At 72.1% G+C, this 12,348-nt stretch carries 12 protein-coding genes; 8 read left to right on the top strand and 4 right to left on the bottom strand.

Going from position 1 to position 12,348, the window contains the following annotated elements:
• Window positions 1-43: 43 nt before the first annotated feature.
• Window positions 44-781, top strand: coding sequence for a dethiobiotin synthase (gene bioD, locus NE235_RS31455; RefSeq protein ID WP_252809406.1), 738 nt, complete (start codon window positions 44-46; stop codon window positions 779-781).
• A gap of 103 nt (window positions 782-884) precedes the next feature.
• The gene (locus NE235_RS31450) at window positions 885-1,646 is read left to right on the top strand and encodes a hypothetical protein (protein ID WP_252809404.1); all 762 of its coding nucleotides are present in this window, start codon (window positions 885-887) and stop codon (window positions 1,644-1,646) included.
• Between the two features lie 4 nt (window positions 1,647-1,650).
• On the opposite strand, the gene NE235_RS31445 is transcribed toward NE235_RS31450, so the two are convergent.
• A complete protein-coding gene (locus NE235_RS31445; protein ID WP_252809402.1) occupies window positions 1,651-3,807 on the bottom strand; it encodes a transglycosylase domain-containing protein in 2,157 nt (718 codons plus the stop codon).
• A gap of 120 nt (window positions 3,808-3,927) precedes the next feature.
• Here NE235_RS31445 and NE235_RS31440 point away from each other — a divergent pair, with 120 nt between their 5' ends.
• The 6 genes from NE235_RS31440 to NE235_RS31415 all read left to right on the top strand — a co-directional run bounded on the left by NE235_RS31440 (window position 3,928) and on the right by NE235_RS31415 (window position 9,204).
• Complete coding sequence (locus tag NE235_RS31440; protein ID WP_252809400.1) at window positions 3,928-4,602, top strand: response regulator transcription factor; 675 nt, start codon at window positions 3,928-3,930, stop codon at window positions 4,600-4,602.
• On the top strand, window positions 4,599-5,969 hold the full coding sequence (locus NE235_RS38445; protein WP_252809398.1) for a sensor histidine kinase: 1,371 nt from the start codon (window positions 4,599-4,601) through the stop codon (window positions 5,967-5,969). The genes NE235_RS31440 and NE235_RS38445 overlap by 4 nt, the downstream gene beginning before the upstream one ends.
• Entirely contained in the window at window positions 5,966-6,577 is a 612-nt protein-coding gene (locus NE235_RS31430) for a hypothetical protein (RefSeq protein ID WP_252809397.1), read from the top strand. The genes NE235_RS38445 and NE235_RS31430 overlap by 4 nt, the downstream gene beginning before the upstream one ends.
• Window positions 6,578-6,686: 109 nt before the next feature.
• Complete coding sequence (locus tag NE235_RS31425; RefSeq protein ID WP_252809395.1) at window positions 6,687-6,947, top strand: DUF3311 domain-containing protein; 261 nt, start codon at window positions 6,687-6,689, stop codon at window positions 6,945-6,947.
• A 7-nt stretch (window positions 6,948-6,954) separates the two neighbouring features.
• Window positions 6,955-8,574, top strand: coding sequence for a monocarboxylate uptake permease MctP (gene mctP, locus NE235_RS31420; RefSeq protein ID WP_252809393.1), 1,620 nt, complete (start codon window positions 6,955-6,957; stop codon window positions 8,572-8,574).
• A 78-nt stretch (window positions 8,575-8,652) separates the two neighbouring features.
• Complete coding sequence (locus tag NE235_RS31415; RefSeq protein WP_252809391.1) at window positions 8,653-9,204, top strand: GNAT family N-acetyltransferase; 552 nt, start codon at window positions 8,653-8,655, stop codon at window positions 9,202-9,204.
• Window positions 9,205-9,305: 101 nt separating this feature from the next.
• On the opposite strand, the gene NE235_RS31410 is transcribed toward NE235_RS31415, so the two are convergent.
• From NE235_RS31410 to NE235_RS31400, 3 genes are all read right to left on the bottom strand, one after another.
• Window positions 9,306-9,518 (bottom strand): biotin/lipoyl-binding carrier protein, encoded by a 213-nt coding sequence (locus tag NE235_RS31410; protein ID WP_252809388.1) that lies wholly within the window; start codon window positions 9,516-9,518, stop codon window positions 9,306-9,308.
• A 97-nt stretch (window positions 9,519-9,615) separates the two neighbouring features.
• Window positions 9,616-10,947 (bottom strand): acetyl-CoA carboxylase biotin carboxylase subunit, encoded by a 1,332-nt coding sequence (locus NE235_RS31405; RefSeq protein WP_252809386.1) that lies wholly within the window; start codon window positions 10,945-10,947, stop codon window positions 9,616-9,618.
• 95 nt (window positions 10,948-11,042) lie between these two features.
• On the bottom strand, window positions 11,043-12,311 hold the full coding sequence (locus NE235_RS31400) for an HD-GYP domain-containing protein (protein WP_252809384.1): 1,269 nt from the start codon (window positions 12,309-12,311) through the stop codon (window positions 11,043-11,045).
• Between the last annotated feature and the right edge of the window lie 37 nt (window positions 12,312-12,348).

Here is a 12,348-nt window from a genome sequence, read left to right as displayed (position 1 = left end):
CCGAGGGTCTCGCTCGGCTCCGCTCCTCGTTACCCTCACTCAGGTGAGCGTGCTCGTGGTCAGCGGAACGGATACCGGGGTCGGCAAGACGGTCGTGACGGCGGCCGTCGCGGCGTTGGCGCGGGCGCGGGGTGCCTCGGTCGCGGTGGTCAAGCCCGCGCAGACCGGAGTCCGGCCCGACCAGGCCGGGGACCTGGAGGAGGTCAGGCGGCTCGCGGGCGTCGGCGACCTGCACGAGTTCGCGCGCTACGGCGACGCGCTGTCCCCGGCGGCGGCCGCCCGGCGGGCCGAGCTGCCGCCGCTCGACCTGATCACCGCCGCCGAGCGGATCCGCGCGCTCGACCGTGACCTCGTCATCGTCGAAGGGGCCGGCGGCCTCCTGGTGCGCTACGACGAGGACGGCGCCACGCTGGCCGACCTCGCGCATCACCTGCGGGCCCCCGTGCTGCTCGCCGTACGCCCGGGGCTGGGCACGCTGAACCACACGGCGCTGACGCTGGAGGCGATGGCGAACCACGGGCTCGAGCCGGCCGGGGTCGTCATCGGCTCCTGGCCGCGCCGGCCCGGCCTGGACGACCTGTGCAACGTCCGCGACCTGGAGACCATCGCCGCCCGCCCGCTGTCCGGCGCCCTGCCCGAGCGGTCCGGGAGACTGTCCGGCCCGGAGTTCCTGCTCGCCGCCCGCGACGGCCTGGCCCCGCACCTCGGGGGCGTCTTCGACGCCGCGGCCTTCCGCGCGGACTGCGCCGCACGCGCCGGTAGCTGGAACCTCATCCCCTGATCCCCTCCCCGTACGACCCGCTCCCCCCGACCTGTCAGGGAACCGCGCGACCCCGGATGACGTCTGACTTGCGGGGACGCGCCACGCGCTGAGGAGCGAACCTATGAAGGCCATGGTCGTGGTGGCCGCCGCGCTGGTGGCGGCGGTGGGCTGTTCCGGACGTTCGGACGCCGGGCTCGATCCCGCCCCGGCGCCATCGCCTGCGCACTCGACGGCGTCCGCGCCGCCGGGCGCGGGGCGGCTGGTGCTGCGAACGAGCACGAGTGGCGGCATCGCCGGGCTGGGCGGCCCGGGGAGCCTGCCGGACTTCTCGCTGTACGGCGACGGCCGCGCCATCGCCGGGTCGTCCGGCACGCTGACCGAGTACCACCTGACGCCGCGGGCGGTGCGGAGCATCGTGTCGGCGGCTCAGGACGCCGGGTTGGCGACGCCGCGGACCGTGGAGAGCCCGAACATGGCGGACGCGATGTACGCCGTCGTGACGTTCGTCGTCGACGGGCGGCCGCGCACGACGCGGCTCGTCGAGCCGGTGAGCGACGGCAGGGCGGCGGCGTTGCTCGGCAGACTGAATCCGTCGGCCTGGCCGCGCGGCGACCTCGCGGCCGCGCCGCGTCCGTACCGGCCGGCCAAGGTCGCGGCGCTGGCGCTGCCCGGGTCCGCGACGGGCGCGCCGCGGTGGCCGTTCGCGAAGCCGCTCGGCTCGGGAACGCGAGTGGGCACCCGGACCTGCACCGTCCTGACCGGCGCGGACGCCCGGAGGGCACCGGCCGGCCGGTGGAGCGAATGGACGGATCACGGCCGGTCCTACCGGGTGATGCTCCGCCCGCTGCTGCCCGACGAGGCGGACTGCGCGTCGCTCGCCTGACCGGTCAGGACGTCGCCTCCTGCTCGTTCCCCGTGTCATCGGTGTCATCCGTTTTCCCGGAACCACGCTTGTCTCCGCTCCCACCGGGGTCCGCGCCGTCACCGGCGTCCCCTTCGTCACCCGCGTCCCCGCTGCCCCCTTTGACGGGCTTCGGGGACCGGCTCGCGAGAGCATCCTTCTTCCGGCGCAGGCCCTCAGGGTCGGGGGACGACGGCGGCGTGGGAAGTCCCGTCTTCCCCTGCGAGGCGTCCGGTGGCGTGCCCGCTGGTGACGTCGGCGTGGAGGGGTTCGGTGTGGTGAGGGTCGGCGTGGGTGTCGCGAAGAGGCGGGCCTTGCCGACCCAGGCGGGCGGCGGGAAGTCCTCGAAGGGCCGGCCCGCGAGGGCGGTCGTCATGACGCCCTTCCAGATGGCGGTCGGCGTGCCGGCCGCCTCCCGCAGGGGCGCGTCGCCACGGTTGATCAGCGGCCGGTTGCTGGCGCGGTAGGTGACGACGGCGGTGGCCACGCTCGGGGTGTAGCCGCAATACCAGGCGGCGGCGTTGGACTCCGTCGTACCGATCTTTCCCGCCATCGGCCTGTCGAGGAGGCCGGGCCCCGAACTCCACTTCGGGGACGGCCTGAGGGCGAGGGTGACATCCGCCGCCGCGCCTGGGGACAGCGCCCGCCGGACGCGCGGTCGTACGGTCAGCAGGGTCTTCCCGGACGAGTCCCTGACGCGGGCGACGAAGTGCGGTTCGGCGTACCGGCCGTCGGCCAGGGCCGCGTACGCCGCGGCCTGGTCGATGACGTGGACCCGCGGCCTCGGCCGGGTCGGGAGGCCGACGCGGCCGGCGGCGGACGCTCCCGTCTCGGCTTGCAGCCGCGCGAACGCCGTGTTGAACGAACGCCCAGTGGCCTCGAGGAGGCTTATCGCCCCGGCCTGCGCGTCATTGTCGTTGCGGACGCCCTTCAGGGGAGAGCCGTCCACGACGCTGCGCAGGCCGATGCCGTGCTCCAGCGCCGTCCCGAGGACGAACGGGTCGAAGGATGACCCGGCGGGCAGGTCGGCGAGGAACGCGTTGTCGTACTGGTGCTTGAGATAGTCCCGTCCGCCGTACTCGGCGAGGATCTCACCGGTACCCGGCCGTACGGAGGCGAGCCCGGCCTCGATGTCCTTGTCCCCGTGCACCGCCCCGGCCACCGCGCGCGGCGCCTCCTCCTGGGTCGCGCGGTCGAGGGTCGTGGTGACCCGCAGGCCGCGCCGGTAGATCGCGTCGTCGTCGAAGCCCCGCCGGTGCAGCTCGGCGGTGATCCGTTCGATCAGATAGCCGCGCTGCCCGCCGTACAGCGGGTCGGTGTGCGCCGGTGCGACCTTCGGGAACGCCGGCCGTGGCCCCTTCGGCAGCACGCCCGTGCTCATCATCCCGTCGATGACGTACCGCCAGCGGGACTGCGTCTGCGCGGTGTGCCCGAGCGCGGGGTCGAGGTACGACGGCGCCTGGATCACTCCGGCCAGCAGCGCGCTCTCGGCCGGGGTGAGGGCGCCGACGTCCTTGTGGAAGTAGGCCTGCGCGGCGGCCTGCACCCCGTACGCCCCGCGGCCGAAGTAGACGGTGTTGAGGTACTGCTCGAAGATCCAGTCCTTGGATCGGGACCGGTTCAGCTTCACCGCGATGAACAGCTCCTTGACCTTGCGGTCGAGCGTCTGGCGGGGGCTGAGGTAGGCGACCTTGACGTACTGCTGGGCGATGCCGGAGCCGCCCTGGCGCGGCCCGCCGGACACCGCGGCCCACATCGCACGGGTCAGGCCCTTCGGTGAGACGACGGGCTCCTGGTAGAAGCCGCGGTCCTCGGCGGCGAGGACCGCGCCGCGCAGGTGCGCCGGGATCGCCCGCAGCGGCACGGCGACGCGGTTGAGCCGCCCGACCTGGGCGATCGGGGTTCCGTCTCGGTAGTACAGGATGCTCGCCTCCGCCCGGGCGGCGGCGCTGACCGGTGGCACCTTGACCTGCGTGTAGACCACCCACAGGCAGATTCCGAGGATTACGACGAGGCCGCCGAGCACGTAGCCCGCCCGGCGGAGGTATCGAAGCCTGCGGCCCTTGCGCGGTACGAGTGCCCCGAGGCCGCGCATCGCGGTCCGGGCCCATCGTCTCCGTTCGCGTCTTCGCTTTCCCGCCATGTCAACCGACCTTGGCGACGAAGCGTCATTGAACTGTCGGGGTCCGGTCACACTTCCCGGAAAATGTCTTGATTTGGTGACAGACACCCGCCACCGGGCCGTCGCCCAGATAATGAGCGCATGGTCGCGATCTTGCTCGTCGAGGACGATCCGTCGGTCCGGACGGGCCTGGAGCTCGCCCTGACCCGTCAGGGGCACTCGGTCACCGCGCGGACGACCGGCGAGGAGGGCCTGGAGTACGCGCGAGCGCGCCGTCCGGAGATCGTCGTGCTGGACGTCATGCTGCCCGGGCTGGACGGCATCGAGGTGTGCCGCCGCCTCCGTAAGTCCGACGAGATCCCGATCATCTTGCTGACCGCGCGCGGCGAGAGCCTCGACGTGGTCGTCGGCCTGGAGGCGGGCGCGGACGACTACGTGGTCAAGCCCGTCGAGCCGGCCGTGCTGGACGCGCGGATCCGCGCCGTCCTGCGGCGCGCGGAGAAGACGCCGATGAGCCGGTCGAGCTTCGGCGACCTGGTCATCGACCGGGCGGCGCTGCGCGTCACGAAGGCCGGCGCGGACGTTCACCTCACCCCGACCGAGTTGCGGCTGCTCCTGGAGCTGACCCGCCATCCCGGCCAGGCCCTCCCCCGCGGCCACCTGCTGCGGGAGGTGTGGGACCACGGCTACGCCGGTGACTCGCGTCTCGTGGACGCCTGCGTGCAACGGCTGCGCGCCAAGATCGAGACGGATGCCGCCGCGCCGACCCTGATCCAGACGGTACGCGGCTTCGGCTACCGGTTCGCGGCTCCGTGATCAGCGGACTGCGCGGGCGCCTGTTCCTCGCGTTCGTCGCCGCCTGCCTCACCTCCACCGCGCTCGTCGCAGGCATCGGGTACGTCCTCGTCCGCCGGGCCATCCTGCAGCGGGCGCAGGACGCCGTCCTCATCGACACCCGCGAGACGCTCGCGCACAACGTGCCCGGGGACCTGACGGCTCCCGTGCCGGAGCGGACGCTGAGCGACGTGGCGACCTCGCTCGTCCGTCCCGACCGGTACGTGGTCGTGACCGACGGCATCACGACGGTCGCCACCGGGGAGTTCGGCCGGGGCGACGTGCCCGCCGGCCTGGCCGCCCAGGCCGCCAGGGGCCTGTACTTCCAGCGGGTCGTCATCCGCGGGAGGCCCTGGCTGGTCGCCGCGACGCGCGTACAGGGCCGCGACGGGGCGCCGCTGCCGCTCACCGTCACCGTGTTCGCCTCTCTCGCCAAGGAGAACGCCGACCTGCGCCGCATCCAGAGCGCCCTGACGCAGGCGGGCGCGCTGACGGTCGTCCTGGCCGTGGTCCTCGCCGCGCTGCTCGGGCGCAGCGTGCTACGGCCGCTGCGCCGCCTCGCCCGGGCCGCCCGCTCGCTCGGCAGGGGCCAGCTGACCGCACGAGTCGACGTGCGCGGCCGGGACGAGCTGGCCGACGTCGCGCGGATCTTCAACGAGAGCGCCGCGTCCCTCGAGTACACCGTCGGTGAGCTGCGCCGTCTGGAGGCGACCGCCCGGCGGTTCGCCGCCGACGTGTCGCACGAACTGCGCACCCCGATCGCCGCGATGACGGCCGTCACGGACATGCTCGAGGAGGACGCCGCCCGGCTGCCCGCGGACACCGGTACGGCCGCCCGGCTGGTCGCCGAGCAGACCCGGCGTCTCGGCGCCCTGGTCGAGGACCTGCTGGAGATCAGCAGGATGGACGCCGGTACGGCCGACCTGACCATGGACGACGTGCCGCTCGCCGCCCTCGTCCGCGAGTGCGTGACCACCCGCGGCTGGGCCGACCAGGTGATCATCGAGATCCCGTCCGGCCTGCGCGTACGGCTCGACCCGCGGCGCTTCGACGTGATCATCGCCAACCTGGTGGCCAACGCGCTGCGGCACGGTGCTCCGCCCGTCCGCGTCACCGGACGTCCCGGGCTGGAGGTACGTGTGATCGACAATGGTCCCGGCATCCCGGAGGACGTGCTACCCCACGTGTTCGACCGGTTCTTCAAGGCGGATCCGGCGCGCCCGGCGGGCAAGGGCACCGGGCTCGGGCTGTCGATCGCCCAGGCGAACGCCGCGCTGCACGGCGGGAGCATCGAGGCGGGCAACGCGCCGGGCGGCGGCGCGGTCTTCATCGTGCGGATCCCGGCATGACACGGGTCGTACGCGCGGTCTGGGCGGCCGCCGCGATGTGCCTGCTCGCGGGATGCGGAGTGCGCCCCACCGGCGTCGTCAGCGCCGGAGAGGCGCCGACCGCGACCGCGACCTCCCTGCCCAAGGCGCAGGTGTACTTCTTCCGCGATGACGCCCTGGAGGCCGTGGAGCGGTCGGTGCCGCCGTGGGACATCCAGGCGGTGTTCGACGCACTCCAGGCCGGTCCGACCCCTCAGGAACGCGAACGGGGCCTGCGCACGCGGCTGTCGGCGGGTCTGACGATCCGCGCGATCGGCACGAGGGCGGTCTTCGTCGAGTTCCGGCGCCGGATGACGAGTAAGGAGGTGGACGGCTACCTGCAGGTCGTCTGCACGGCGCGCATGCTGCCCGGCGCGCCGTTCGTGAAGCCCCCGGACTCCGCCGACCCGATCATCGAGAAGAAGCTGATGTCCCAGGACCTGTGCCCGGCGGACGGCGGTCCGGCCGGAGCCCCGTCCCCCGAGCCGCTCCAGTCTTCGCCCGCGGAGCCTTCGCCGGAGGTCATCCCCCCGGAGAAGGTCGACCGGTCCGGGCGCGGCCCCACGTTCTCGCCGGAGCCGGCGGACTGAACGCTGGGACGTTACCGGTTCGTTATCTACGCGCGGCATGCCGAGATCGGATCGTGACCGGGCGCCTTCACAGTGGCGGGAGCGAAACTTTGTTCCGAAGGGGCCCGACATGCCGAACAAAGCCGCCCAGCCGACCCGGCCGCTCGTCCGGGTCGTGACCGCCGTCCTCCTGCTCGCGCCCTTCGTCATCTACCTCGCCGTCCCGAGCTACGCGAAGATCAAGCCCCGTCTCGCGGGCTTCCCCTTCTTCTACTGGTGGCAGCTGCTCTGGGTGATCCTCACAGCGGTCTTCATCGGCCTCGCGTACGCCCTCACCCGCCGTGGAGCCGGCGGCTCTCCCTCCGGCCAGGCCGACGAGAAGGGCGAGTGAGGTACCCATGGACAACGTCAACGGCGTCGAACTCGCGGTCTTCGTCTTCTTCCTCGCCGTGGTGACCGTCGTCGGGTTCGCCGCCGCCCGCTGGCGGCGCGGCCAGACGCTGCTGCACCTGGACGAGTGGGGCCTCGGCGGGCGGAGCTTCGGAACGTTCGTCACCTGGTTCCTGCTCGGCGGCGACCTCTACACGGCCTACACGTTCATCGCGGTGCCCGCCGCGGTGTTCGCCAGCGGCGCGATGGGCTTCTGGTCCCTGCCGTACGCCGCGATCGCCTACCCGATCGTCTTCCTGATCGGCCCCCGCCTGTGGTCGGTGTCCCACGTGCACGGCTACGTCACGCCGGCCGACTTCGTCCGGGGCCGCTTCGGCTCCAAGAGCCTGGGCCTGGCCGTGGCCGTCACCGGGATCCTGGCGATGATGCCCTACATCGCGCTGCAGCTCGTCGGCATCCAGGCCGTCCTCACCGTCATGGGGGTCAAGGGCTCCGGACTGGCCCGGGACCTGCCCCTGTTCATCGCGTTCGCGCTCCTGGCCGCCTACACCTACACGTCCGGCCTGCGCGCCCCGGCACTGATCGCCTTCGTCAAGGACGCGCTGATCTACCTCGTGATCATCGTGGCGATCATCTACATCCCGACGAGGCTCGGCGGCTGGGGCCACATCTTCGACAGCGCCCAGGCCTCCCTCACCAAGGTCAATCCGGCGACCCGCAAGCCCGGCGGATCGATCGTCACCAGCGACCTGAACCACTGGGCGTACGGCACGCTGGCCCTGGGCTCCTCGCTCGCGTTGTTCATCTACCCGCACACGGTCACGGGGGCGCTCGCCGCCGGCCGCCGCAACGTGATCAGGCGCAACGCCGCACTCCTCCCGGCGTACTCCCTGCTGCTCGGGCTCCTCGCCCTCCTCGGTTACATGGCGCTGGCCAAGCCCGACGTGGCGGCGGCCGTGAAGGCCGCGAAGAACCCGCAGCTGGCCGTGCCGACCCTCTTCGACCACGTCTTCCCCGACTGGTTCGCCGGAGTCGCCTTCGCCGCGATCGGCGTCGGCGCGCTCGTCCCGGCGGCGATCATGTCGATCGCCGCCTCGAACCTGTTCAGCCGCAACGTCTACAAGGCCTTCTTCCGGCCGGAGGCGTCCCCGGCCGAGGAGACGCGGGTGTCGCAGTTCGTGTCCCTGCTGGTGAAGGTCGGCGCGCTCGTCTTCGTCCTGGCCTTCGACAAGTCGCTTGCGATCAACCTGCAGCTGCTCGGCGGCATCTGGATCGTGCAGACCTTCCCGTCGCTGGCGCTCGGGCTGTTCACGCGGTGGTTCCACCGCTGGGCGCTGCTGGCGGGCTGGGCGGTGGCCATGGTGTACGGGACGGTCACGGCGTACCGGCAGTCCTCGCCGACGCAGAAGCACTTCGGCCAGCCGATCGCCGACATCCCGCTCATCCATCACACCGGGTACATCGCGCTGACCGCGTTCGTCCTCAACATGGTGGTCGTGGTGGTGCTCACCGTCCTGCTGCGGGCCCTGAAGGTCTCCGCGGGCGTGGACGAGACCAGGCCGTCCGACTTCCTCGCGGACGCCGACGACCCGCGCGTCCGCGACCTCCCCGAACCGGCCACCGGCTGAGCTCCTGCGATGGTCCTTCAGGACCACCGCAGGCCACTGAGGTACGTGGTCGGTTATGTCGTGTTCTAAGCTGCCATCGTGAGCCAGGAAGAACCTCCGGCGCCAGGTTCACCGGGGGAACCGTCCGCGACCGGGACGGCGGCCGACATCGAGATCCGCGTCGCCCGCCCGGAGGAACTACGCGCGATCGGCGAGCTCACCGCGACCGTCTACGTCGCCGCCGGCTACATCAGCCCGAACGGCGGCTACGTCCCCCACCTGCGAGACGCCGCCGCCCGCGCCCGCGAGGCCGAACTGATCGTGGCCACCCGGCACGACGAGCCGATCGGGACCGTGACCTACTGCCGGTACAACAGCTCCTGGGCCCAGCTGGCAGGACCGGACGAGGCGGAGTTCCGCATGCTCGCGGTCAACCCGAAGGCGCGCGGACTGGGCCTCGGCGAGGCGCTGGTGCGCTACTGCATCCACCGCGCCCGCGAGGACGGCTGCACGACGCTACGCCTGTCGACCGAACCGGTCATGCACGCCGCCCACCGCATCTACCGCCGGCTCGGCTTCGTCCGCACGCCCGACCGCGACTGGAGCCCCACCCCCGGCGGCGAGCTCCTGACCTACGCCCTGGCCCTCTGACCACCGCCACCCGAAGAAGCAGTAACCCCGGCGGCGTGCCGCAGCAGAGGCCGTCCGGGGTCTTCGCCCTCATCATGGTGACCGGGTGTCTCTCCCCGTGGCTACTCGATGACGGCGATCAGGTCGCCTTCCTGGATGACGTCGCCCTCGGCGACCTTCAGGGTGGAGATCGTGCCGGAGTCCTCGGCGAGCACCGGGATCTCCATCTTCATCGACTCCAAGATCACCAAGGTGTCGCCGTCCTCGACCTGGTCACCCTCGCTGACGAGCACCTTCCAGACGTTCGCCACCATTTCCGCGCGGACCTCAGCCACTGCGGCTCCTCTCCTCAAACGCCGGCGTACGCCGGACGCACGTTATCCATCGGACGAAGGCTCTCGTTCGCGTCTTCGCAGTGTGCCGTACGGTCCATCACCGGGCTCGCATCCGGTCCACCAGACCGGTGTCGTAGTCACCGGTGGCGAAGCCCGGGTCCTCCAGCAGCTCGGTGAAGAACGGCAGGTTGGTCTTGAGACCCTCGATCCGGAACTCCGCCACCGCCTTCCGGGCGGCGGCGAGCGCCTGAGCCCGGTCCGGGCCGTACACGCACAGCTTGGCCAGCAGCGGGTCGTAGAACGGGGTGACCTTGTTGCCCGCGCGGTAGCCGGAGTCGACGCGGACGACCTCGCCGGCCGGCTCCTCCCAGACGGTGATCGAACCGGGGCTCGGCAGGAAGCGTTTCGGGTCCTCGGCGTACACGCGGAACTCGATGGCGTGGCCCCGCGGCTGGACGGACGTGAAGGAGACCGGCTCGCCGGCGGCGATCAGCAACTGCTGTTCGACCAGGTCCAGGCCGGTGACGAGCTCGGTGATCGGGTGCTCGACCTGAAGGCGGGTGTTCATCTCCAGGAACACGAAGTCCTGCGCGACCGGGTCGACCAGGCACTCGACCGTACCGGCGCCGCGGTAGCCGACGGCCTCGCCTGCGCGTACGGCGGCGGCGAGCATGCGGGCGCGCAGCTCCAGGCCGACGCCGGGCGACGGGGTCTCCTCGACGATCTTCTGGTGCCGGCGCTGCACGGAGCAGTCGCGCTCGCCCAGGGCCACGACCGTGCCGTCGGCCAGGCCGAGGATCTGCACCTCGACGTGCCGGGCGTGCTCGATGTAGCGCTCCAGCAGGATGTCCGGGTTGCCGAAGAACCGCTCGGCGCGGGTGCGGGCCGTGTCGTACGCCTTGCGCAGCTCCGCCTCGTCGCGGGCGACGCTCATCCCGATGCCGCCGCCCCCACCGGCCGCCTTCACCATGACGGGGTAGCCGATGCCCGCGGCCACCGCCGCGTCGGCGTCGGGGACGGGCTCGCGGGTGCCGGACGCGACGGGCACGCCGGCCTTCTCCATGAGGTTCCGCGCGTTGATCTTGTCACCCATCGCGGAGATCGCCTCGGGCGGCGGGCCGATCCAGACCAGTCCTTCGGCGATGACCCGCTCGGCGAACGCGGCGTTCTCGGCGAGGAAGCCGTACCCGGGGTGGACGGCCTGCGCGTTGGTGCGCTTGGCCGCCTCCATCACCGCGTCGATGTCGAGGTAGCTCTGGGCGGGCTGGGCGGGGCCGATGAGGATCGCCTCGTCCGCCTCGTCGACGTACGGAAGGTCGGCGTCGGCCTCGGAGTGGACCGCGATGGCCTTGATCCCGAGGGCGCGCACCGTGCGGATCACCCGTCGGGCGATCTCTCCGCGGTTGGCCACCAATACGGACTCGAACACCGATCCTCCTCATTCGCACTCGGCCCAGCGAGAATAACCATGCGATGCCCGATGTACCGTCGCGCGCGGCGACAAAAACCGGTGGGGTCGACTTGTCACCGCATCCGGTCGACAGCGTGGCCGAGGGCCTCGATGACCGTGGGGTCGTACTCCGCCGCCGAGTCGAGGCGGAGCCGCTCCAGCACGGCCGCCGACCGGTCGCGGTCGGCCGAGTCACCGACGAGATCATCGTAGGCGTTGGCCACCTTGATGACACGGCTCGCGAGGGGTGGCGCCGATCCGTCGCTCACGCGGTACGGGTCGGACTGGCGGCGTACGATCTCGGCGACCTCGTCGAGGACGCCGGTCTTGGTGATCACGCCCGCGCCGAGTTCGGCGATGCGGCGCTGCTCCTGGGGGGAGGCGAGGACGGTCGCGCCGCCGGGGATCGGGTCGCGCAGCGAGAGCTGCCCGATGTCGTGCATGAGCGCGGCGTACTCCAGCTCGAGGAGCTCCTCCTCGGTCATGCCGAGCTCCCGGCCCATCGCGACGGCGAGCCGGCTGACGCGCCGGGAGTGCCCCGCCTCGACGTACCCGCCGACCTCGGTGACCTGGGACAGGGCGCGGACGGTCTGCAGGTAGGTCGCCCGGATTCCGGCGAACCGCCGGAACGCGACCTGGGTGACGAGGATCGGCGCGGTGAAGACGAGCAGCGCGGCCGGGCCCATGACGAAGGTGCTGACCGCGAGGAGCATGCCCGTCGCGCCCGAGGCCGCGCACAGCGGCCCCATGGCCTGGATCTCGTCGCCGAGCGCGATGCCGAACCGGGCGCGTACGGCCTCCGCCCGGATCATCGCCGCGACGCTGACGTCGACGACGCACGACAGGATGACCGTCAGCACCATCACGGTGATGAGCGCCGGCCAGTGCGCGCGCAGCGACGAGTCGATGACCGGCCGGAAGATGAACGCCACCACCGCGGGGGTGATGATCCGCCGGGCCAGCGCGTCGAGCCTGGGGATCCGGCCGACCGCGATGTGCGGCAGCGCGCCGGCGAGGGTGCCGCAGGCGGTGACGGTCACGACCTGGAACGCCGAGTGGGCGGCGGACTCGGCGCCGACCTTCAGCAGGAGCGCGTACCCGAGCGCGCCCGCGCTGGCGATCGGCGCGACCTCCCGGTTGCCGGGGACGTTCATGCGCAGCAGTTCACCGACCGCGATCAACGCGCCGAACAGCACGGCGGTGCGGGAGTCGACGACGCCGACCGCGGCGACCTGGGTGACCGAGCCGATGACGAGCAGCCCGGCGACCGCGCTCAGGAGGAGCTGCGCGGAGTCCAGCGCCTGGCCGATGGTGCGCCGCCGTGCGGGCGCCGGCGCGCTCACGGGCGTCTTGTCCTCATCTGTGGTCCTCCCGGCTCGC

The organism is Actinoallomurus spadix, from assembly GCF_024055725.1.
Lineage (GTDB): Bacteria > Actinomycetota > Actinomycetes > Streptosporangiales > Streptosporangiaceae > Actinoallomurus > Actinoallomurus spadix.
Note: the sequence above shows the minus strand (reverse complement) of the source record. Positions and strands in the feature narration are given on the sequence as shown.

What these genes read in the sequence shown, in the direction of transcription:
- NE235_RS31450 (WP_252809404.1), top strand. Translation starts at nt 885, where the DNA reads ATGAAGGCCATGGTCGTGGTGGCCGCCGCGCTGGTGGCGGCGGTGGGC.
- NE235_RS31445 (WP_252809402.1), bottom strand. Translation starts at nt 3,807, where the DNA reads ATGGCGGGAAAGCGAAGACGCGAACGGAGACGATGGGCCCGGACCGCG.
- NE235_RS31440 (WP_252809400.1), top strand. Translation starts at nt 3,928, where the DNA reads ATGGTCGCGATCTTGCTCGTCGAGGACGATCCGTCGGTCCGGACGGGC.
- NE235_RS31430 (WP_252809397.1), top strand. Translation starts at nt 5,966, where the DNA reads ATGACACGGGTCGTACGCGCGGTCTGGGCGGCCGCCGCGATGTGCCTG.
- NE235_RS31425 (WP_252809395.1), top strand. Translation starts at nt 6,687, where the DNA reads ATGCCGAACAAAGCCGCCCAGCCGACCCGGCCGCTCGTCCGGGTCGTG.
- mctP (WP_252809393.1), top strand. Translation starts at nt 6,955, where the DNA reads ATGGACAACGTCAACGGCGTCGAACTCGCGGTCTTCGTCTTCTTCCTC.